Source organism: Mycobacterium sp. E2327 (assembly GCF_001672675.1).
GTDB lineage: Bacteria > Actinomycetota > Actinomycetes > Mycobacteriales > Mycobacteriaceae > Mycobacterium.
Window position 1 is genome coordinate 1 of the sequence record NZ_LZKE01000199.1, and the last position, 20,856, is coordinate 20,856.

Sequence of the window (20,856 nt, forward strand, 5' to 3'; positions counted from 1 at the left end):
CAGCGCCGCGAGCCAGTTGGCCCTCATCCTGCTGGCGGGCACGACGACGGTGCTGGCGCTGAGCGGGACCCTGAGCGTGCCGGAGGCCGTCGCGCTGATCGTCGTGATCGCCCGCTACCTCGAGCCGTTCACCACCCTCAGCGAGCTGGCCCCCGCGCTCGAGAGCACCCGCGCCACCCTGGACCGCATCCGGTCCGTGCTCAGCGCGCCCGTCCTGCAGGCCGGAGCCGCAACGCTGTCCGGGCTCGCCGCGGCCGCGCAAATCGAGTTCGACGACGTCACCTTCGGCTATGACGGGGCGAGCGCGCCGGCCCTCGACGGGCTCAGCTTCTCGCTGCGGCCGGGCACCACGACGGCAATCGTCGGCCCGTCCGGATCGGGCAAGAGCACCATCCTGGCGCTGATCGCCGGCCTGCACGAGCCAACCCGGGGCCGCGTGCTCATCGACGGTGTCGACGCGGCGACGCTGGACGCTGAGACCCGGCGCGCGACCAGCAGCGTCGTGTTCCAACATCCGTACCTGTTCCACGGCACGATCCGCGAGAACGTCCTCGCCGGAAACCCGGCCGCCGGAGACGAGCAGTTCGCACGCGCCGTCGCCCTGGCGCGGGTCGACGAACTCACCGGCCGGCTGCCCGACGGGGCGGACACGGTCGTCGGCGAGGCCGGGTCGGCGCTGTCCGGCGGAGAGCGGCAACGTGTGAGCATCGCGCGTGCCCTGCTCAAGGACGCGCCGTTGCTGCTGGTCGACGAGGCGACCAGCGCCCTGGACACCGAAAACGAGGCCGCGGTGGTCGACGCGCTCAGCGCCGATCGGCAGGCGCGCACCCGGGTTATCGTCGCGCACCGCTTGGCGAGCATTCGCCACGCCGACCGGGTGCTCTTCGTGGACGACGGCCGCATTATCGAGGACGGCACGGTGGACGAACTGCTTTCCGCGGGCGGACGTTTCGAGGAATTCTGGCGCCAGCAGCGCGAGGCCGCCGAGTGGCACATCGCGGTCGATCACGGCGGTTGACCGCGGCTCTTGCCGTATGCCTTACAGTTGATCGGTCAATTGACTGTCCGAGCGCTGGAGGCCTGCTCATGGATGCGGTGGTGTCGATTCCCCGGTACCCCGGCGACGTGACCCCGGAATGGTTGTCGGGCGTGCTCAGCGAACGGCGCGCACCCGTCGCGGTGTCGGGCGTCGATGTGGTTGCCATCGGCACCGGCCAGACCGGCGCCACCTACCGGGTCACGGCCAGCTACGCGACGGATCCCGGCGACCTGCCGCAGACCTTCGTCATCAAGCTCCCCGCCCAGGACGACACGGTGCGCGACCGGGTCGTCATCGGATATCGCAGCGAATGCGCGTTCTACTCGTCCGTGGCCGATCGGGTGCAGGTGCCGACGCCGGAGTGCTTCTATTGCGAGATCACCGAGGATGCAATGGATTTCGCGCTGTTGCTCGCCGATCAGGCCCCGGCGGTGCAGGGCGACCAGCTCACGGGCTGCGGCGAAGCCGAAGCGCGCCTTGCGGTTACCGCCCTGGCCGGCCTGCACGCCCCGACCTGGTGCGATCGGGCCTGGCTGGATTTCGAAGGAATCGCGTTCGGGCGGCCGGACGAGGCGGGTGCCAACGGCATGGGCGAGGTGGCCAAGATGAGCGCCGACATCACGCTCGAAAAGCTGGGCGGTCGGATGAGCGCCGAAGACCGGGATACCTTCACGGCGGCAATGGGTTTGGTGGCGCCGTGGCTTTTGGCCGAATATGACCGGTTCGCGCTGCTGCACGGCGACTATCGGCTGGACAACATGCTGTTCGATCCCGAGCGGACCCGGGTGAGCGTGGTCGACTGGCAGACGCTCGGCGTGGGCCTGCCGGCCAGGGATCTGGCCTACTTCACCGCGACCAGCCTGGATCCGCAACTGCGCGCGAGCCTTGAGGAAGGCCTCGTCGCCGACTATCACCGAGCCCTGACGACTTCCGGGGTCACCGGCTACGACGGCGAAACGTGCTGGCGTGACTACCGGCTCGGCGTGCTGCAGGCACCGCTGATCTCGGCGCTGGGATTCGCGTTCGCCGCCGCCACCGAGCGCGGCGACGACATGGTGCTCGCCATGCTGACCCGCGGCTGCCGGGCGATCCGCGAGCTCGAAACGCTGGAGCTGCTCGGCTAGAGGTCGCCGGTGAAGTCGGCGGACAGCCAGCGATCCGGGCGGATGGTGTACAGCACCTCCTCGACGCCCTCCATGCTGCGCAGGAACGCGCGCGCGCCCTCCTCGCCGAGGTAGCGGATCGCGATGGCTTCCTGCGCGTCGGCCGGGGCCGGCTTTGTGGTCCCGACGACGGTGCCCTCCACCACCACATATTGGTACGGCAACTCCTCGCGCTGAACCACGAGCGTCACCGCGCCCGCGCGCTCGATGAGCCGCGCCTTGCGGCTCGACGCGCCCGTCATGATCCGAATGTCGCCCCCGGGCGTGTAGTCGTACCAGATCGGGACGCTGGCCGGCGGCCGGCCGTCGGCGGCGACGGACAGGACGCCAACGTGGGTATCGGCGAGGAACTCCTGGCGTTCGGTTTCGCTGAAGGCTTTCATGCCGCCTAGCAACGCCAATCCGTGTTGGCTATTCCCCGCGAGGGCCGAATCAGTATTGCGTCGAACCCTGGTCCACCGGGATCTGCGCGGCGGTGATGTTGCGCGATTCGTCGCTGGCCAGCCAGCACACGGCGTCGGCGACGTCTTCGGGCTCGGCGGCCCAGGTGGGCAGGAAGGGTGTGAGCATGTTGGTCAGCTGCGGGTTGGTTTCCATGGCCTTGGCCATCGCCGCGATCATGTCGCCGGATCCCATCGGGGTGTTCACCGGACCCGGGTGCACGCTGTTGACCCGGATCGAATGCTTGCCCAACTCGGCGGCGAACGCGCGCGCCATCCCGGCGACCGCGTGCTTGCTGGTGGTGTAGTGCACCATGAACGGTTGCAACTTCATGCCGGCCGCGGAACTGATCAAGATGATCGAGCCGCCGCGGCCACCTTCGATGATCTTGTCGGCGCCCGCCATCACGGTGTTCCAGGTGCCGGTCACGTTGATCTCCATGACGTCGCGGAACGATTCGGGGGTGATGTCGTTCCACGCCTGCGGCGCCGAGATGCCGGCGTTGGCGACGATGATGTCGAGGCGTCCGAAGGCGCCGACGCCGTCCTCGACCACCCGGCGGAGTTCACCGAAGTCGCGAACGTCGGTGGGGGTGGCGAAGATTCGACGGTCCTCCTGTTCCACCAGGCGGACGGTTTCGGCGAGGTCGTCGGGAGTGGCGGAATCGTAGGGCACGCAGGACGGGAGCTTGCCAGCGATGTCGACGGCGATGATGTCGGCGCCCTCCCGGGCCATGCGAAGTGCGTGGGCCCGGCCCTGGCCGCGCGCCGCCCCGGTGATGAGGGCCACCCGCCCCGCCAACCTGCCGCTCATCGCTGCGCCGCCTTGACGAGGTTCGAACCGATGATCAGGCGCTGGATCTCGCTGGTGCCCTCGTAGAGCCGCAACAGGCGCACGTCGCGATAGATGCGTTCGACGGGAACGCCGTGCATGTAGCCGCTGCCGCCGTGCACCTGCACCGCGAGATCGGCCACCTTGCCGGCCATTTCGGTGCAGAACAGCTTGGCCGCCGACGGCGCGATCCGGCGGTCTTCGTTGCTGACCCACAGGCGCGCGGCCTCGCGCACCAGCGCGCGCCCGGCCAGCACCCCGGCCTGCTGGTCGGCGAGCATCGCCTGCACCAACTGAAAGCTCCCGATCGGCGTCCCGCCCTGCGTCGCCGTGGCTGCATAGGCCACCGATTCATCGAGCGCGCGTTGCGCGGCGCCCACCGCGATTGCCGCGATGTGCACGCGGCCGCGCGCCAACGACGTCATCGCGGCCCGGTAGCCGATGTCCTCGCTGCCGCCGATCAGCGCGTCGCCCCCGACGCGGACGTCGCTGAAGCTGACGTCGGCGGTCCAGGCGCCCTCCTGGCCCATCTTCGCGTCCTTGGCGCCCACCTGGACGCCCGTGGCGTCCGCGGGGACGAGGAAGACGGCGATCCCTGGCCCCTGCTCGTCGGCCGCCCGGGTGCGCGCGAACACCACGAACAGGTCGGCGACGGGCGCGTTGGTGATGAAGCGCTTCTCACCAGAGATCACCCACTCGTCACCGTCGCGAACGGCCTTGGTCCGCAGGCCGGCCGGGTTCGAGCCGGCGCCGGGCTCGGTCAGCGCGAAGGAGGCGACGACGTCGCCCGACGCCATCGACTCCAGCCAGCGGCGCTTCTGTTCGTCGGTGCCGAAGCCGACCAGAACCTGTCCCGCGATGCCGTTGTTGGTGCCGAACATCGATCGCACCGCGAGCGAGGTGTAGCCCAATTCCATTGCCAGCTCGACGTCTTGGATGAGGTTCAGGCCGAGGCCGCCCCACCGCTGGGGGATCGCATACCCGAACAGACCCATCTTCTTGGCGTGGTCGCGCAGGTCGTCCGGCACCCGATCGTCGGTCAGGATTTCCTGCTCGCGCGGGACGACGGCGCTGCGGACGAAGTGCCGGGTCTGGGCGAGGATCTCCCGGAAGTCCTCGTCGGGTACTTCCTGAATCTCGGCAGTCGTCATAGGCGGGCGCTCCTCTTTCGAAGTTTGTCGCTTGGCCGCGGCGCACCCGGCGCCGAGCGCGATCCTATATGAAATATGATATTCGCCGACGGGCACCCCATGGCGGGAGCAAAGCGAGGGAGGCGGGATAACGTGTCGTTGCTGGAAGGTCAGACTGCAGTCGTCACAGGTGGTGCGCAAGGGCTGGGCTTCGCCATTGCGGAGAGATTCGTCGCCGAGGGGGCGCGGGTCGTCCTCGGGGACGTCAACCTCGAGGCGACCCAGGCCGCGGCCGACAAACTGGGCGGCGACCAGGTGGCGCTGGCCGTTCGCTGCGACGTGACGCAGGCGGCCGAGGTCGAGACGTTGATTCAGACCGCCGTCGAGCACTTCGGCGGCCTGGACATCATGGTCAACAACGCCGGCATCACCCGCGACGCGACAATGCGCAAGATGACCGAAGAGCAGTTCGATCAGGTCATCGACGTGCACCTTAAGGGGACGTGGAACGGCATCCGGCTGGCGGCGGCGATCATGCGGGAAAACAAGCGCGGCGCCATCGTGAACATGTCGTCGGTGTCGGGCAAGGTCGGCATGGTCGGCCAGACCAACTATTCGGCGGCCAAGGCCGGGATCGTCGGCATGACCAAGGCCGCGGCCAAAGAGCTTGCCTACCTCGGGGTGCGGGTCAACGCGATCGCTCCCGGCCTGATTCGCTCGGCCATGACGGAGGCTATGCCGCAACGCATTTGGGACGAGAAGGTGGCCGAGATCCCGATGGGCCGCGCCGGCGAGCCCAGCGAGGTCGCGACCGTCGCGTTGTTCCTCGCCTCCGATCTGTCCTCGTACATGACCGGCACCGTGATGGAAGTCACGGGCGGCCGGCACATCTGAGCGGAGCAACGACTATGCGTCAGACCGTCATCTGTGAGCCCGTGCGCACGCCCATCGGCCGCTACGGCGGAATGTTCAAGTCGCTGACCGCCGTCGACCTGGGCGTGGCCGCCCTCAGAGGGCTACTCGAGCGGACCGGAATCGCGCCCGAATCTGTGCAGGACGTCATCCTGGGGCACTGCTATCCCAGCAGCGAAGCGCCGGCGATCGGGCGGGTCGTGGCGCTGGATTCCGGCCTGCCCGTGACGGTTCCGGGGATGCAGGTCGACCGGCGCTGCGGGTCGGGACTGCAGGCGGTGATCCAGGCGTGCCTGCAAGTGGGCAACGGCGACCACGATCTCGTGATCGCCGGCGGCTGCGAAAGCATGAGCAACGTCGCCTTCTACTCGACCGACATGCGTTGGGGCGGCGCCCGCGGCGGGATCCGGGTGCACGACGGGCTGGCGCGGGGACGCACCACGGCCGGTGGCCGGCACTACCCGGTGCCGGGCGGGATGCTGGAGACCGCCGAAAACCTGCGCCGCGAGTACGGCATTTCGCGCCAGGAGCAAGACGAGCTCGCGGTGCGCTCGCACCAGCGCGCGGTGGCCGCCCAGAAGGACGGCATCATGGCCGAGGAGATCATTGCGGTCTCCGTCCGCACCCGCCAGGGTGAAGAATTGATCGACACCGACGAGCATCCGCGCGCCGACACCTCGGTGGAGTCGTTGGGCAAGCTCAAACCCGTTCTGCTGGCCGAGGATCCGGAGGCGACGGTGACGGCCGGCAACGCCAGCGGGCAGAACGATGCGGCGTCGATGTGTGTCGTGACCACGCCGGAGAAGGCGGCCGAATGCGGCCTGACGCCGCTGGTCCGCCTGGTGTCGTGGGGGTCGGCGGGCGTGGCGCCCAACATCATGGGCATCGGCCCGGTGCCGGCCACCGAGGTCGCCTTGGCCAAGGCGGGCCTGCGGCTGTCCGACATCGACGTGATCGAGCTCAACGAGGCGTTTGCCGCGCAGGCGCTTGCGGTGATGCGCGAATGGAATTTCGGCGCCGCCGACCACGATCGGACCAATGTGCACGGGTCCGGAATTTCGCTGGGCCACCCCGTCGGCGCGACCGGCGGCCGGATGCTGGCGACCCTGGCGCGCGAACTCAACCGCCGCCAGGCCCGCTACGGGTTGGAGACCATGTGCATCGGCGGGGGCCAGGGCCTGGCCGCGGTCTTCGAGCGGGTCGCCCCGTCGTGAGCGCTCCGCTGAGCGGCCTCACCATCGTGGAGGTGTCCAGCTTCGTCGCCGCACCGCTGTGCGGGATGACGCTGGGTCAGCTTGGCGCGCAGGTGATCCGCGTCGACCCGATCGGCGGCGCCTCCGACCTCGAGCGCTGGCCGCTGTCCGCCGCCGGCACGTCGATCTACTGGACCGGACTGAACAAGGGAAAGCGTTCGGCCGCCATCGATCTGCGCTCGGCCGAGGGCCAGGAGCTGGTCCAGCGGCTGATCGTCGAGGGCGACGGCATCGTGGTCACCAACGCCGCCGGGTTGTCCTGGCTCGGCCACGACGTGTTGGCCGCCAAGCGTCCCGACGTCATCCACGTCCAGCTGCTCGGACGCGGCGACGGGTCCACCGCGGTGGACTACACCGTCAACGCGGGCATCGGGTACCCGCTCGTCACCGGCCCGGCCGAGCACGCCGGCCCGATCAACCACGTGCTGCCGGCCTGGGACGTGTGCTGCGGCCTGTACGCCGCGCTGGCCGTCGTCACCGCGGTTCGGCGCCGCGACCACAGTGGGGCGGGCGCGCGCATCAGCCTGGCGCTGGAGGACGTCGCGCTGGCCACGGCCGGCAACCTCGGGTTGCTGACCGAACCACAGGTCAACGGGACACAGCGCCAACGGCTCGGCAACGCCATCTACGGCCAGTACGGGCAGGACTTCACCACCCGCGACGGGGTCGGCTTCATGGTGGTCGCCTTGACGCGCAGGCACTTTCGCGACCTCGTGGCGGTGACCGGCACGGCTGCCGCAGTGTCGGCGCTCGAGGAGGCGCTGGGCGTGGACTTCGGCGCGGAGGGCGACCGCTATCGCTACCGGGACGCCCTCTCCGGGCTGTTCGCGACCTGGTTCTCCGATCACACGGCCGACGAGGTCTCCGCCGCGCTGTCGGGGACCACGGTTTTGTTCGAGCGGTACCGCACCTTCGCCGAGGCCGCCGCCGGCGCCAAGGTGACGGCCAACCCGCTGTTTTGCCGGCTGCACCAACCGGGCGTCGGGGAGTACCTCGCCCCCGGCCTGCCGGTGGCGTTCGAGGGCACCCATCCCGTGAGCGCGGCGGCCCCCGCGCTGGGACAGGACACCGCCGAGGTGCTCGCCGAGTGTTTGGGGTTGACGACCGCGGACATCGCGCGCCTGACGAGCGCCAAAACGATAGGGACGGAAAGCGCATGACCAGACTCGCCCAAACCCTCGGTCTCACCGAGTTCCAGACCGAAATCGTCGCCACGGTACGCCAATTCGTCGAGAAGGAAGTCATTCCCAACGCGCCGCAGCTCGAGCGCGACGATGCCTACCCGCAGGCCATCGTCGATCAGATGCGCGAGATGGGCCTGTTCGGGCTGATGATTCCCGAGGAATACGGCGGGCTGGGGGAGTCGCTGCTGACCTACGCGCTGTGCGTCGAGGAGTTGGCCCGCGGCTGGATGAGCGTGTCCGGGGTGCTCAACACGCACTTCATCGTGGCCTACATGCTGCGCCAGCACGGCACCGACGCCCAGAGGCAACGGTTCCTGCCGCGCATGGCGACCGGCGAGTCGCGCGGCGCGTTTTCGATGTCCGAACCCGAGCTCGGCTCCGACGTCGCCGCCATCCGTACCCGGGCCCAACGCGACGCGGGCGGTGGCTACACCATCAACGGCCAGAAGATGTGGCTGACCAATGGAGGCAGCTCGACCCTGATCGCGGTGCTGGTGCGCACCGACGAAGGTGCGGACAAGCCGCACCGCAACCTCACCGCATTCCTCGTCGAAAAGCCAACGGGCTTCGGCGAGGTCGTGCCCGGCCTGGTGATTCCCGGCAAGATCGACAAGCTGGGCTACAAGGGCATCGACACCACCGAGCTGATCTTCGACGGCTACCGGGCGAGCGCCGACGACATCCTCGGCGGCACGCCCGGCCAGGGCTTCTTCCAGATGATGGACGGCATCGAAGTCGGCCGGGTCAACGTGTCGGCGCGCGCGTGCGGCATCGGCATCCGCGCCTTCGAACTCGCGGTGCGCTACGCCCAGCAGCGGCAGACCTTCGGCAAGCCGATCGCCGAACACCAGGCCATCGCGTTCCAGTTGGCCGAGATGGCGACCAAAGTGGAAGCCGCGCACCTGATGATGGTCAACGCGGCGCGGCTGAAGGATTCCGGCGAGCGCAACGACGTCGCCGCCGGAATGGCCAAATACCTTGCCAGCGAATACTGTTCGGAAGTCACCCAGCAGAGCTTCCGAATCCACGGCGGCTACGGTTATTCCAAGGAATACGAGATCGAGCGGCTGATGCGCGACGCCCCTTTCCTGCTCATCGGCGAGGGAACCAGCGAAATCCAGAAGTCCATCATCAGCAAGCGGCTACTCGCCGAGTATCAGGTGTGAGGCGATGACCACCCCGGATTTCGCTGCGCGGCCACAACTCTCCGACGACGTGGCGCGCTTCGTCCGCCGAAGGATCTTCGACGGCACGTACGCGGCGGGAACGTATGTGCGCCTTGACCAATTGGCCGCGGAGCTCGGGATCAGTGTCACGCCGGTGCGAGAGGCGCTGTTTGCGCTGCGCGCGGAAGGGTTGGTCGCCCAGCAGCCGCACCGCGGCTTTGTGGTGTTACCGGTGACCGGGCGCGACGTGACCGACGTCGCCAACGTGCAGGGCTACGTGGGAGGCGAGCTGGCCGCGCGGGCCGCGGTCAGCATCACCGACGAACAGCTTCGCGAACTCAAGCAGATCCAGGCCGAGCTCGAAGAGGCCTACGCCGGCGACGACACGGAACGGACCGTGCGCCTCAACCACGAATTCCACCGCGCCATCAACGTCGCCGCGGACTCGCCGAAGCTCGCCCAGCTGATGTCGCAGATCACCCGTTACGCACCGGAATCGGTGTTCCCCGCCATCGAAGGCTGGCCGGAGCAGTCGATCAAGGATCATCGCCGGATCCTGTCTGCCCTGAAAAAGCACGACCAGGAGCTCGCGCGGGCGGCGATGTCACAACACCTTGCCGCGGGCGCCGTCCCGCTCATCGATCACCTCACCGCGCGGGGCGTCGTAGCGAATGGGAGTCACCCGGAACCCGGGTGAGCCGGGACAGCTGTTGTTGCCGACCCGCGCCTGGGCTTAGGCTGCCATCGGAGGGGGCAAACAACACAAAGCGAGGAACAATGCCCCGAACGCTTCGCGCAGCGGCCGTATTTTTCGCATGTGTGGCCGCGATTCCGCTCGCGACGCCCGCCGTCGCCGACCCGATGGATCCGATCCCGGGCAACGGTGTCTTTGTCGTGGGGCCCGACATCGCGCCCGGCCTTTACCGAACGGGCGGTTCGGCGTCGGCCTTCGGCGTCTGGATAAACAACGTGCCGACCCAGGACTCGATGTGCGCGTGGTTCACCTACAGCACCCCCGATGCGAACAAGGACCACGTGCTGCAGACGAACATGTCCGTCGGCCCGATGTTCGCGAACATCAATACCTCGGTAAAGGCCTTCGAGTCGCAGAACTGCCAACCCTGGACGCGGGTTCCCTAGGGGATATTCGCCTCGATCAACAGCTCCCGCAGCCGGCCAACGTCGACCTTGCCGGTGGCCCCACGCGGGACCTCATCGTCCGATTCCAGCAACAGCCACGCTGTCGGGACCTTGAACGCGCTCAACAGCTTTCGCGCCGACGTGCGCAGCTGCTCTGCGGTCAGGGGGCTCGCACACACTACCGCGGCGCCGACCCGTTCGGCCACGTTGGTGACGTAGGCGCTCTGGACGCCGTCGATCGCGCGCAGGGCCCGCTCCACCTCGCTGGGATAGACGGTCGCGCCGCTAACCTTGAACATGTCGTCGGACCGGCCGTGGTAGAACAGGAACCCGTCCTCGTCGAAGCGGCCGAGGTCACCGGTCGGGTAGTAGCCGTCGCGGGTGAACAGCTCCTCTCGGCTGCGACGGCAGATGCCGCGCAACGTGTGTGGCCCCCGGATCTGGATCTGCCCAACGGATCCCGCCGCAACCGCCCCGCCGCTGTCGGTGTCGACGATGCGGACCTCCATGCCGGGGAACGGCTTGCCGCAGCTGCCCCACGCGGAAGGCGGTAGGTCGGTGTCGGCCGCGTAGCCGCAATAGGGACCGAACGCCTCAGTCATGCCGAACAACGTGGCTCGCGCGCCGGGTTGGGGCCGCCGCTCCGGCGGCAGCAGGGCTTCCAGGCTTCCCGGCCGCAGCGCCGACAGGTCGGCACCGACGGTGTCAGCGTGCCGTGCCAGTGCCTCGGCCTGATCGGGCCATCCGCGAAACAGCGTGACCCGTTCGGATTCCAGCAGCCGCAGGGTGGTTTCGGGCCGCGGTATTTCCTCGGTCACCAGGGTCGCGCCGGCGAGCAGCGTGGACAGGATGCCGCTGCCGAATCCGCCCACCCAGAAGAACGGCATCGGAAGATACAGCCGGGTGTCGGGCGTGATGCAGCGCGCCGCCAAGCCCGACCCCACGGCCGCCAACGCGTTGCCGTGGGAGTGGATGACGCCCTTGGGTGTTCCGCTGCTGCCCGAGGTGAACATGATGACCATCGGATCGGCGGCCGTGACCGTCTCGGTCATAGCGTCGACGATCCGGCGGGCCGGCTCGCTCGAAACGGCGTTGTCGAGCCGGTCGATCGGCCAAACCTGGCGCAGGGCGGAAAGTTCCAGTCGCGGCACCGCCGCGATGTCCTCCAGGTACCGGTGGCCACGGAACTCTTCCACGCTCACCAGGAATTGAACCGACGCGGCCCGCAGCTGCGCGACCAGTTCGCCGGGTCGTAGCAGGGTGCTGAGCGGAACCAGCACGGCGCCGAGGCGCGTCAGGGCGATCGCCACCTGCACCCAGCGGACGCTGTTCGGCATGATCAGCCCGACGCGGGTTCCCTTGCCGACACCGGCGTCAATGAAGACCGCGGCTAGATCGCCTGTGGTGGAGTCGAGTTCGCGATAGTTCAGCCGGGCCGTCGGGTCGATCACCGCCGGCTTGGGGCCGTGCTGCGCTGCGCGAGACCGCACCAGTTGGTCGATGGTGCGCTCAGGCATCGAACAGCCTCCGCAGCCGTTGGATGTCGACCTTTCCGCTCGACAGCCGCGGAATCTCGTTGCGCGGCAGGGCGATGAACCGCTTCGGGATCTTGTACGCCGACAATTCCGCCTTGAGCCGCTCCCGCAGCGCGGCTTCGTCGAGACCCGGACGGGCGACGACGGCGGCGACGAGTTCCCCCCGCCACGGGTCCGGAATGCCCACGACGTGCGCCTCGGCGCCGGTGACCTTGGCGATCGCCTTCTCGACCTCGGCCGCCGAGACGTTGGCCCCCGCCGTCTTGATCATCGCGTCGAGCCGGCCGGCGAAATAGAAATACCCGTCGGCGTCGACGCGCACCAAATCGCCCGTGTGGAACCACCCGTCGGCGTCGAAGCACTCCTCGCGGCTGCGTTTGTAATACCCCTGCATCACGTAGGGCCCGCGGATGCACAGCTCCCCAATGCCCGAGGCATCCGGGTCGACGATCTTGGTGTCGAATCCGGGAGCCGGCTTGCCGAAGGATCCGCGGCGGTGTTCGGGTTGGTCGGATTCGTCGCCACTGATCAACACCACGCTGCCGGCCTCGGTCAGGCCCAGCATGTTGTGCCGCAGTTCCGGATCGGCCGGTCGGGCGTCGGGCGCCATGATCGAATACAGGTTGCCCCGGCGCATCGACGACAGGTCGCGCCCGGGAAAGCTCGGATGATCCGCCAGATGCGCGATCCCGGCGACGAAACCATTGGTGATGGTGGGCCTTTCGGCCTCCAGCAGGTCGAGGGTCGCACCCGGGTCGGTGGCATTCGAGCAAACCAGGGTGGACCCGGCGACCAGCGTGGCGAGCAGGCCGAACGCGAACCCGCCGATCCAGAAGAACGGCGAATTGCAGAACAGCCGGTCCGCCGCGGTCAGGCCGCGGATCTCGTTGAGGTTCCGCTGGTGGGCGAGCAGGCCGGCGTGCGTGTGCACCACGCCCTTCGGGGCGCTGGTGGAGCCCGACGTGTACACGATGGCCAGCGGATCGCAGCCGTCGACGTCGTCCTCCATCGCCTCGAGCAGCCCGGGCGCGACGGCGCGGGCTATCCGGTACGGATGGTCGGAATTGACGATGACGTGACGCAATTGCGGCGCGGCGCTGGTGAACAGCCGCTCATCGGGGACCGGCTCGGGACGCGACAGCGCCTCGGCCAGCCGTTGCGCGTAATCGTGGGAGCGAAAAGAGTCGGCGGACAGCAGGATTTCGGTGTCGCTGTCGACGAGCTGCTCGCGCAGCTCGCGAGCGGTGGCGAACGTGGAGAACGGGATCACCACCGCGCCGATTCGCGCGGCCGCGAGCATCCCGACGACGAATTCGATGCCGTTCGGGTAGAGCAGCCCCACGTGGGTGCCCTTGCCCGCCCCCAGCGCGATCAGCCCGCGGGCCAGCTCCGCCGAGCGCCGCTCGGCCTCCGCGTAGCCGATGCGCCCGCCGTCGCACACCAGAAGCGCGTGCTCCGCGCGGGACTGGGCCTGGTGCCGCAGGACCTCGGCGACCGTGGGGGAGTCACCGGGCATGGTCGCGATGGTCGGCGGACTTGCTGAAGTACAGCCTGACCTGGCTGAGATCGGCTTTGCCCGAAGGCGTTCGCGGGATCGCGTCGACGATCGCGATCTCGGTGGGGATTTCATAGCGGGCCAGCCGCGTTCGCAGATACTGCGCCAGTGTGTCGGAGTCGGCGGACGCGGGCTGCCGCAGTTGCACCATCGCGACGGGCGTCTCCCCGAGGCGTTCGTCGGACCGCGCGACCACGGCGGCGCCCGCCACCGCGGGATGGTCTTCCAGCGCGACGCGTACGTCGTCGGGCATCACCTTGAACCCGCCGCGGATGATCGCCTGGTCGGCCCGCCCGACCATCCAGACGAAGCCGTCCGCGTCGATGCGGGCCAGATCGGTGGTTCGCATCCATTTCGCCGATGGGCCCAGTTGTCCGGGCTTGACCTCCAGCAGGCCGACCCGGTCGGGCCCGAGCGGCGCGCCCTCGTCATCGACCACCCGCAGGTGTGCGCCCGGGTTGGCCCGTCCGACGCTGCCGCGCTTGGCTCGCCAGTGCTTTTCGTAATCGGCGAGGGTCCAGCCGGCGACACCGCCGCCGAATTCCGTTGCCGCATAGGAGGTGAGGACCGGGATGCCGTACTTCTCGGTGAAGGCGTCGGCGTCGTCGGCCGACAGCGGGGCGGTGCCGCAGGTGACGGCGCGGATGCTCTCCAGGTCCGCGCGCGTCAGGTCGGAGTGCAGCACCGTCCGCAGCGCGGCCGGCACCAGCGACACCGCGCGGGGCCGGTGGGTGCGCACCGCCTCGGCCCATGCCTGCAGCTCGAAGCGCTCCAGCAGCACAAAGGGTCTGGCCTCGGCGACGCACTGCAGAACCCGGAACACCCCGCCGATGTGCACCAGCGGCGAGTTGACTATCGCGACGCCGCGGCGCAGCTGCGTTGGCGCCGGGGCGGTTTCCGGGTCGGGGCCCATCACGCTGCGCGCCAGCATGTCGTAGCTGAGATCGATCCGCTTGGGCGGCCCCGTCGTCCCGCTCGTCAGCATCCGCACCGCCACGCCGCGCTGGGCGGCGGATCTGTCGCAGGCCCGCCCCCGGGCGTCGACGCAGGTGCCGATGATCGCCACCGTCGCGGTGCCGGCCGAGACCAGCGTGGCCAGGTCGTCGGGTTCGCCGATGATCAACGGCAGCCGCAGTGCGGCGATGTCGGCGCGGGTGCGGTCGTCACCGCGGCCGGGGTTGATGGTGACCACCGTTCCGCCGCCCAGCAGCACCCCGAGGAAGGCCGCGACGTGGCCGGGCCGGTTGCGCAGCAGCATGCCGACGCCGGAGGCCCCGGCGGCCACGGATTCGACGCGCCGCGCGGTGTCGCCCACCTGGCGCCACGAGATCCATTGGCCCCCATACTCGATCGCGTGCGCGTCGCGCTGCAGGTCGAGCACGTCGGCGATGCGCCGGCTGAGCGGGTGCATCACCGGATCTTCGGTTCGCGCGCAGCGGCCTCGCCTTGCTGGGCGCGCAATTCGCGCAATTCCGCGGTGCCGAGCGGGTTGCCCAGACGCGTGTAGATGAGCCCCTGCTCCAGGGCGGCGCGGTAGGGCCGGTCCAACGACTCCCAGATCGCCTTCACCGTGCCCTGGGTCGCCGACGGCGGCTTGGCGGCGATGGTCGCGGCGATCTCGTGGGCGCGCCCCCACAGTCGGTCGCGGGCGACGACCTCCGAAACCAAGCCGATGCGCAGCGCGGTGTCGGCCCCGACTCGCTCGTCGTTGCCCATCAAAGCCATCCGCAAGGTCTCGCCCAGGCCGATGCGCCGCATCAGGCCGATCGGCTCCAGCGCGCACACCAGGCCCGCCGATACGTGCGAGTCGAAAAACGTTGCGTCGTCCGAGCAGATGACAACGTCGGATTCGTTGAGGAAATAGAACGCGCCCGCGGTGCACATGCCCTGGACGGCGCACACCACGGGTTTCCACATCTTCTGCCACTTGGGACTGAGCGCCTCGCCCGGATCCTCGTGGTTCCACACGTTTTCCGGTTGACCGTACGGCGTCTTGACGTCCAGACCGGCGCTGAACGCCCGGTCGCCGGCCGCCCGCAGCACCACCGCGTGTACGGACTCGTCAAGCTTGACCGCGCGCCAGGCCCGGGCCATCTCCTCACACATGGTGCGGTTGAACGCGTTTAGTTGCTCGGGCCGATTCAGCGTGATGGTGGCGACGTGGTCGTCGGCGTCGACCTCGAGCAGGATGGTTTCGAAGCTCATCTGCATTGCCAATTCGGCTGCCGCTTTTCGACGAAGGCCTTGGGGCCTTCCTGCGCGTCCTCGGTTCGCAGCACGCGCTCGCGGAAGGTCTCGGCGAGTATCTCGGCCTCGTGCAGCGGCACGTTCAGGCCCTTGAGGATGGCCAGCCGGGTCCCCCGCACCGCCAGGGGCGCGTTGGAGTTGACGATGTCGGCGATCTCGTAGGCCCGGTCCAATAGGCGGTCGTGCTCGACGATTTCGCTGATCAACCCGAGTTCGTAGGCGCGTTGCGCGCTCATCCGCTCGTGCTTGCCCATCAAGGCCATTCGCAGCGCGATCGAGCGGGGCAACACTCTGGACACCCGCACCAATTCGCGCCCGGCCACCAGCCCGATGCTCACGTGCGGATCGAAAAAGGTCGCCTGCTCGGATGCGATGACGATGTCCGTCGTAGTGACCCAGTCCATGCCGGCACCGCAGCACAGCCCGTTGACCGCGGTCAGCACCGGCTTGGCCATGGTGCGAAACGGCGGGGTGCCCTCCTGCGGTGCCTCCCACTGGTCGTATGTCGAGAGGTACGGGCGCTCGTAGATCACCTTGCCGTCTTCGGGAATGGCCTTCACGTCGGCCCCCGTGCAGAACGCGCGGCCGGTGCCGGTGACGACGAGCAGCCACACCTTGTCGTCGTTCTCGGCTTCGTCGTAGGCGGCGCGGAGTTCGGTGATCATGTGCGGGCTCAGCGCGTTGAGCGCCTCCGGGCGGTTCAGTGTGATGGTGGCCGTGTGCCCGTCGACGTGGTAGTTGATGGTGTCGAACGAGTCAGTAGGCATCCGCGCTCCCTCATCTGCCCTGGAACTTTGGCGCCCGCCGTTGCCGAAACGCCTCCAGCCCCTCTTTGAAATCGCCTGTCCGACACGAGACTTCCAGATTGAACAGCTCCTGCGTCAGCGATTGACTCAACGTCGCGTGCTGACCGAAGTTCAGGGCCTGCTTGGCCAGCCCGATCGCGGCCGTCGGTCCCGAGGCCAGCCGCTCCACCAGTTTCCCGGCGGTGTCGTCGAGTTCGGGCCCGCTCACCGCCTGGTGGATCAGCCCCCAGGCGGCCGCGTCGGTCGCGTTGACCTTCTCGCCCAGCAGCAGCATCCGCCTGGCCCGTGCCAGCCCGACCAGGCGGGGCAGCAGCCAGGTGGAGCCCGAGTCCGGGCTGAAACCGCGGTCCACGAACGGTTCCCACAACACCGCGTCGGCGGCGGCGACGGTGAAGTCGGCGGCCAGTGCGAGGTTGCAGCCGAACCCCACCGCCCATCCCCGCACGCTGCAGACCACCGGCAGCTGAACGCTCGCGACGAGTTCGATGACCCGGTGGGCGGCGTGCGGGATCCGCCGCACCAGATCACCCGCGCGGGGACGTTGGCCGCCGGGCTCATTGGCGGCCACCCAGTCGGCGCCGGCGCAGAAGTCTTCTCCCGCGCCGCGGATGTGGATCGCGCGCAACGAATCGTCGGCGGCCGCATCGGTCAGCGCGCCGACCAACTGACCGATCATCAAGTGGGTCAAGGCGTTACGCCGCGCCGGGCGATTCAAGGTGACCCGCAGGACCGCGCCATCCCGGCACGCGTCGACCGATCCCTCGGCCTCGGCCGCGTCGGCCCCATGACTCACCGTCTACCCGGCCTTTCTCCGCCGATACGGTTACCCATACAGTAGGCAATACGATTGATACGAGGTATAAGTTAGCAAGGAAACCCTAACGACGGAACAGAGCGGGGCGAAACCCGTGGATAAGGGCAGCATGGCCGACGGCACCACCGCTTCGCCCTACGCCGGCGACGCGAAATTCGGCGAGGCACCGCTGGCCCAAACGGTCGCGGCGGCCGGCGCCATGCGGCGCCTCAGCTCGCTGCTGTTGTCGCTGGAGCACCCGCACCCCACCGTCGACGCGATGCTCGCGAAGTTCGCCGAGTGGGAAGGCGAGTTGGCCGCCGCGGCCCCGACGGACAGCGCACCGCGAATCGGCGAGGTTGCCGACGACCCCCGGCGCGTATACCTCAACCATGCCACCGACATCGGTGCCTACAACCCATGCTTTCCCGAGTACCGATTCGACGAGCTCGATGCCGAGAAGGCCGCCGGGGTGGTGTGCTTCCCGCTCGTCTACGAGGGGCCACCGGGGCTGGTGCACGGCGGCTTCATCGCCGTGTTCTTCGACAGCGTGATCCAGCACCACAATTGCGTCACCGGCCTTTCCGGCAAGACCCGGTCGCTGCTTGTCACCTTCCGCCGGCCGACGCCCGTGCTGACCTACCTGCGCTTCGACATCGTTCGCTCACCGGTCGAACGGGGCATCGAGTCGACGGCGCGCCTGCTGCTCGAAGACGAGGTGCTGTGTATGGGCGAGGTCAAGACGTTGGCGTCGCGGCCCGAGGAGCTGACCGGCTTCAAATTCGGCAGGCGGCGAAAGGAGTCTGGCAGATGAGCGGCTCCAGCGTTTCGGACGATCGTGTGCTCTTCGACGTTGACCCCGAGCGGCGCATCGCGACGATCACGCTGAACAACCCCAAGCAGCGCAACTCCTACGACGCGACGATGCGCGAGGCCATCGCCCGCTGCCTGGACCGAGTGGCGGAGGACGACGACCTCACCGTGGTGCTGTTGCGCGGAGCCGAGGGAGTCTTTTCCACCGGGGCCGACATGAACAACGCCTACGGCTGGTACGGCGGCAAGGCCAAGGCGTCCGATGACGCGTCGGCCAGGCGTCGTCCCAGTCAGCGCCGGCGACTCACCGTGGACCGCAAGTCCTTTGGCTTCTACCACAACTTCATGGGCTTCCCAAAGGTGACGGTGGGGGAGATTGCCGGCTACGCGCTCGGCGGCGGCTTCGAGATGGCGCTGATGACCGACATCTCCGTCATCGCGCGCGACACGAAGATCGGCATGCCGGCCACCCGCTTCCTCGGCCCTGCCCTGGGCAGCCTGCACATGTTCTTCCACCGGCTGGGGCCGGTGCTGGCGCGGCGGCTGCTGCTGACGGGTGACATCATCGAGGCCGCCGAGATCGAGCACCTCGGAATCTTCACCGACACTTGCGATCCCGGCGCGGTGACGGCGCGGGCTCGCTACTGGGCAGAGAAGGCGGCGAAGATGCCCGCCGACGGGGTCGTCATCGCCAAGGAGGCGTTCCGCCTCGTCGAGCAGAGCCAGGCATACCAGGGCGAAGAAGTCGCGAGCTACCTGTTTCACGCCTACGGCACCAACTTGCAATTCGCGCCGGGCGAGTTCAACTTCGTCAAAACGCGAGCGGAGCACGGCGCGAAGGAAGCCTTCCGGCTACGTGACGAGCATTTCCACGTGCCGGAGCCGCCGGAAACACAAGGGTAGCCGCCGCGTCAATTCGCTTCTGCCACCAGAGCTTCAGCAGAAGGGGGATCGACAGTTTGCCCGCCTCCGAGCGACAACGCGGGCGCATCGTTTGCAGCTGATCGACTTGTCGCTATGAGGCGGGCACAAACCCTTCTGCCTTCGCTAGCGACGCGTGTGGCCGATGTGACCTGGCGGGCAGTTACCCCGTCGCGGCCGCCTTGCTCCGCCCCCGCTGGGCGGGCGACTTGGTCGCCTTGCGTTGCCCCGACGGCGCGGACTTGCCGCCTTTAGCCCCCTTTTCGATCAGGCTGGCCGCGTGGTCGAGGATGCAGTCCAGGCCGAATTCGAAATTCGTTTCGTCGGGCGCCCCGATGCGGTGTCCCTGCCCGGTCACCTGTGCGATCAGCGGCGTGGTGGCGGGATCGATGGCCACGGCGTCCTCGATGGCGCGCGGCCCGCTGTCCGGGGTCTGGTTCTTCTCGTACAGCCGATGCAGCACCACCGAGCCACGGACGTGAACCGAAACGGCGGAGTAGGTGTCGAAGGCATCCTCGGGTGACAGGCCGGCCTCGACCAGGTTGGCTATCGCGCGCTCCATCTCCTGCGCGCCCAACCGCGCGGCCTTCGGACTGAGGGCGGCGCGAATCAGAATCAGGTCGCACAGAATTGGATTGCCCATGAACGTCTTACGCATCAGGCGGGCATGGTTGCGTAGCGTCTCGCGCCAGTCGCTGGCCTCGACGTAGGGGGTGGCGAAGACGTACTTGCTGAGGGCGCGGTCCGTCATCGCGTTGAGCAGATCGTCCTTCTTGCGGAAGTACCAGTAGATGCTGGTGACGCCCACGCCTAGATGTTTGCCGAGCAGTGGCATGCTCAGGTTGTCTATCGACACTTGCTCCGCGAGTTCGAATGCGCCGCTGATGATGTCGTCGGGATTGATGGACCCACGCTCGCGCCGTTGACGCTTATCAGCGGTTGCCTGCTTTGCCACTACGGGCACCTCCATCACGATCTAGCCGTGCCACCGGTAAGGTGGAATCTACCGGCGGTTCCTCTCTGACCTGCGCATACGCGGGCGTGTCGTCGAGTTTTCCATCTGCTACTGTAATACCTATCGTAGGCTTTTTGGTAAAACGGCTGGACACATGGATCTAGGGCTGACGAATGCCACCGCGGTGGTGGTCGGAGGAAGTCGCGGCATGGGTCTGGCCACGGCCCGCTGCCTGGCCGACGAGGGTGCCCGGGTGGCGCTGGTCGGCCGCAGCCGTGCGGCGCTCGATTCCGCGGTGACGGACTTGACCGGTCGCGGCAGCCCGGATGCGGTCGGGCTCGACGCCGACATCGCTGACGCCGGCGCCGTCGACAAGGTGTTCGCCGAACTCGCCGAGCGGTGGGACGGCGAACTCAACGTGCTGATCAACACCGTAGGGCCCGGCGCGGCAGGCAGTTTCGAGGATCTCAGCGACGAACAATGGCACCAGGCCGTCGAAGATGGCGTCATGGGCATGGTGCGCTGTGTTCGTTCGGCACTTCCGCTGCTGCGCAAGGCCCAATGGGCGCGGATCGTCAACTTCTCGGCGCACTCGACTCAGCGGCAAAGCGTCATGCTGCCGGCCTACACGGCGGCCAAGTCGATGTTGACCAGCGTCTCGAAGAACCTCTCGCTGCTGTTGGCCAAGGACGAGATTCTGGTCAACGTGGTGTCGCCGGGCAGCATCGCCTCCGAGTCCCTGGTCGGCTGGGCGAAGTCCGTCGGCGTCGACGGCACCGACCCCTATGCGCTGATGGACGCCATCGCCGAGCATTTCGGGCATCCGGCGCAAATGCCCCGGGCGGGCCTACCGGAGGAGATCGGCCCCGTCGCCGCGTTCCTGGCGTCGCGGCGCAACTCTTACATGACCGGAGCGAACATCAACGTCGACGGTGGATCGGACTTCACCTGACTCCAAATCGTTTGGCCGAC

At 68.2% G+C, this 20,856-nt stretch carries 21 protein-coding genes; 11 read left to right on the forward strand and 10 right to left on the reverse strand.

Going from position 1 to position 20,856, the window contains the following annotated elements; all coding sequences use genetic code 11:
- Window positions 1-1,018 (forward strand): ABC transporter ATP-binding protein (locus tag A5712_RS22410; RefSeq protein WP_156766722.1); only part of this gene is annotated, 1,018 nt, incomplete at its 5' end.
- Window positions 1,019-1,086: 68 nt separating this feature from the next.
- Window positions 1,087-2,163 carry a phosphotransferase family protein gene (locus A5712_RS22415; RefSeq protein WP_068109940.1) on the forward strand — a complete coding sequence of 359 codons (1,077 nt, stop codon included), beginning with the start codon at window positions 1,087-1,089 and terminating at the stop codon, window positions 2,161-2,163.
- Here the strand turns inward: A5712_RS22415 and A5712_RS22420 are convergent.
- Genes A5712_RS22420 through A5712_RS22430 form a run of 3 tightly spaced genes read right to left on the reverse strand, consistent with a single transcriptional unit; the run spans window position 2,160 to window position 4,625 of the window.
- On the reverse strand, window positions 2,160-2,585 hold the full coding sequence (locus A5712_RS22420) for a pyridoxamine 5'-phosphate oxidase family protein (RefSeq protein ID WP_068109944.1): 426 nt from the start codon (window positions 2,583-2,585) through the stop codon (window positions 2,160-2,162). The genes A5712_RS22415 and A5712_RS22420 overlap by 4 nt on opposite strands.
- 49 nt (window positions 2,586-2,634) lie before the next feature.
- A complete protein-coding gene (locus tag A5712_RS22425) occupies window positions 2,635-3,456 on the reverse strand; it encodes a mycofactocin-coupled SDR family oxidoreductase (RefSeq protein ID WP_068109947.1) in 822 nt (273 codons plus the stop codon).
- Window positions 3,453-4,625 (reverse strand): acyl-CoA dehydrogenase family protein, encoded by a 1,173-nt coding sequence (locus A5712_RS22430; RefSeq protein ID WP_068109949.1) that lies wholly within the window; start codon window positions 4,623-4,625, stop codon window positions 3,453-3,455. The genes A5712_RS22425 and A5712_RS22430 overlap by 4 nt, the downstream gene beginning before the upstream one ends.
- Before the next feature lie 99 nt (window positions 4,626-4,724).
- On the opposite strand from A5712_RS22430, the gene fabG reads away from it, so the two are divergent.
- The 6 genes from fabG (at window position 4,725) to A5712_RS22460 (ending at window position 10,259) form a co-directional block, all read left to right on the forward strand.
- Entirely contained in the window at window positions 4,725-5,498 is a 774-nt protein-coding gene (gene fabG, locus A5712_RS22435) for a 3-oxoacyl-ACP reductase FabG (protein WP_068109952.1), read from the forward strand.
- 14 nt (window positions 5,499-5,512) lie between these two features.
- Window positions 5,513-6,730 carry an acetyl-CoA C-acetyltransferase gene (locus A5712_RS22440; RefSeq protein ID WP_068109956.1) on the forward strand — a complete coding sequence of 406 codons (1,218 nt, stop codon included), beginning with the start codon at window positions 5,513-5,515 and terminating at the stop codon, window positions 6,728-6,730.
- The gene (locus A5712_RS22445) at window positions 6,727-7,929 is read left to right on the forward strand and encodes a CoA transferase (protein ID WP_068109959.1); all 1,203 of its coding nucleotides are present in this window, start codon (window positions 6,727-6,729) and stop codon (window positions 7,927-7,929) included. The genes A5712_RS22440 and A5712_RS22445 overlap by 4 nt, the downstream gene beginning before the upstream one ends.
- On the forward strand, window positions 7,926-9,119 hold the full coding sequence (locus tag A5712_RS22450; protein WP_068109961.1) for an acyl-CoA dehydrogenase family protein: 1,194 nt from the start codon (window positions 7,926-7,928) through the stop codon (window positions 9,117-9,119). The genes A5712_RS22445 and A5712_RS22450 overlap by 4 nt, the downstream gene beginning before the upstream one ends.
- A gap of 4 nt (window positions 9,120-9,123) precedes the next feature.
- The gene (locus A5712_RS22455) at window positions 9,124-9,816 is read left to right on the forward strand and encodes a GntR family transcriptional regulator (protein ID WP_068109964.1); all 693 of its coding nucleotides are present in this window, start codon (window positions 9,124-9,126) and stop codon (window positions 9,814-9,816) included.
- Between the two features lie 80 nt (window positions 9,817-9,896).
- On the forward strand, window positions 9,897-10,259 hold the full coding sequence (locus A5712_RS22460) for a hypothetical protein (RefSeq protein WP_068109967.1): 363 nt from the start codon (window positions 9,897-9,899) through the stop codon (window positions 10,257-10,259).
- Here A5712_RS22460 and A5712_RS22465 read toward each other — a convergent pair.
- The 6 genes from A5712_RS22465 to A5712_RS22490 are packed head-to-tail and all read right to left on the reverse strand — an operon-like array spanning window position 10,256 to window position 17,195.
- A complete protein-coding gene (locus A5712_RS22465) occupies window positions 10,256-11,776 on the reverse strand; it encodes a class I adenylate-forming enzyme family protein (RefSeq protein WP_068109970.1) in 1,521 nt (506 codons plus the stop codon). The genes A5712_RS22460 and A5712_RS22465 overlap by 4 nt on opposite strands.
- Window positions 11,769-13,310, reverse strand: coding sequence for a class I adenylate-forming enzyme family protein (locus A5712_RS22470; RefSeq protein WP_068109974.1), 1,542 nt, complete (start codon window positions 13,308-13,310; stop codon window positions 11,769-11,771). The genes A5712_RS22465 and A5712_RS22470 overlap by 8 nt, the downstream gene beginning before the upstream one ends.
- Window positions 13,300-14,760, reverse strand: coding sequence for a class I adenylate-forming enzyme family protein (locus A5712_RS22475; protein ID WP_068109977.1), 1,461 nt, complete (start codon window positions 14,758-14,760; stop codon window positions 13,300-13,302). Before A5712_RS22475 ends, A5712_RS22470 begins: the two co-directional genes overlap by 11 nt.
- Entirely contained in the window at window positions 14,760-15,554 is a 795-nt protein-coding gene (locus tag A5712_RS22480) for an enoyl-CoA hydratase/isomerase family protein (protein ID WP_068110126.1), read from the reverse strand. The genes A5712_RS22475 and A5712_RS22480 overlap by 1 nt, the downstream gene beginning before the upstream one ends.
- Window positions 15,551-16,363, reverse strand: a complete 813-nt coding sequence (locus A5712_RS22485; RefSeq protein WP_068109980.1) for an enoyl-CoA hydratase/isomerase family protein — start codon at window positions 16,361-16,363, stop codon at window positions 15,551-15,553. The genes A5712_RS22480 and A5712_RS22485 overlap by 4 nt, the downstream gene beginning before the upstream one ends.
- Window positions 16,364-16,373: 10 nt before the next feature.
- Window positions 16,374-17,195, reverse strand: coding sequence for an enoyl-CoA hydratase/isomerase family protein (locus A5712_RS22490; RefSeq protein ID WP_068109984.1), 822 nt, complete (start codon window positions 17,193-17,195; stop codon window positions 16,374-16,376).
- Between the two features lie 130 nt (window positions 17,196-17,325).
- Here A5712_RS22490 and A5712_RS22495 point away from each other — a divergent pair, with 130 nt between their 5' ends.
- Both A5712_RS22495 and A5712_RS22500 read left to right on the forward strand, forming a co-directional pair.
- Entirely contained in the window at window positions 17,326-18,009 is a 684-nt protein-coding gene (locus tag A5712_RS22495) for a hypothetical protein (RefSeq protein ID WP_068109987.1), read from the forward strand.
- Window positions 18,006-18,911, forward strand: coding sequence for an enoyl-CoA hydratase/isomerase family protein (locus A5712_RS22500; protein WP_068109990.1), 906 nt, complete (start codon window positions 18,006-18,008; stop codon window positions 18,909-18,911). The genes A5712_RS22495 and A5712_RS22500 overlap by 4 nt, the downstream gene beginning before the upstream one ends.
- 181 nt (window positions 18,912-19,092) lie before the next feature.
- Here the strand turns inward: A5712_RS22500 and A5712_RS22505 are convergent, their stop codons facing one another.
- Window positions 19,093-19,899 (reverse strand): TetR/AcrR family transcriptional regulator, encoded by an 807-nt coding sequence (locus A5712_RS22505; protein ID WP_068109993.1) that lies wholly within the window; start codon window positions 19,897-19,899, stop codon window positions 19,093-19,095.
- Between the two features lie 139 nt (window positions 19,900-20,038).
- On the opposite strand from A5712_RS22505, the gene A5712_RS22510 reads away from it, so the two are divergent.
- Window positions 20,039-20,836, forward strand: a complete 798-nt coding sequence (locus tag A5712_RS22510) for an SDR family NAD(P)-dependent oxidoreductase (RefSeq protein ID WP_068109997.1) — start codon at window positions 20,039-20,041, stop codon at window positions 20,834-20,836.
- Window positions 20,837-20,856 lie beyond the last annotated feature (20 nt).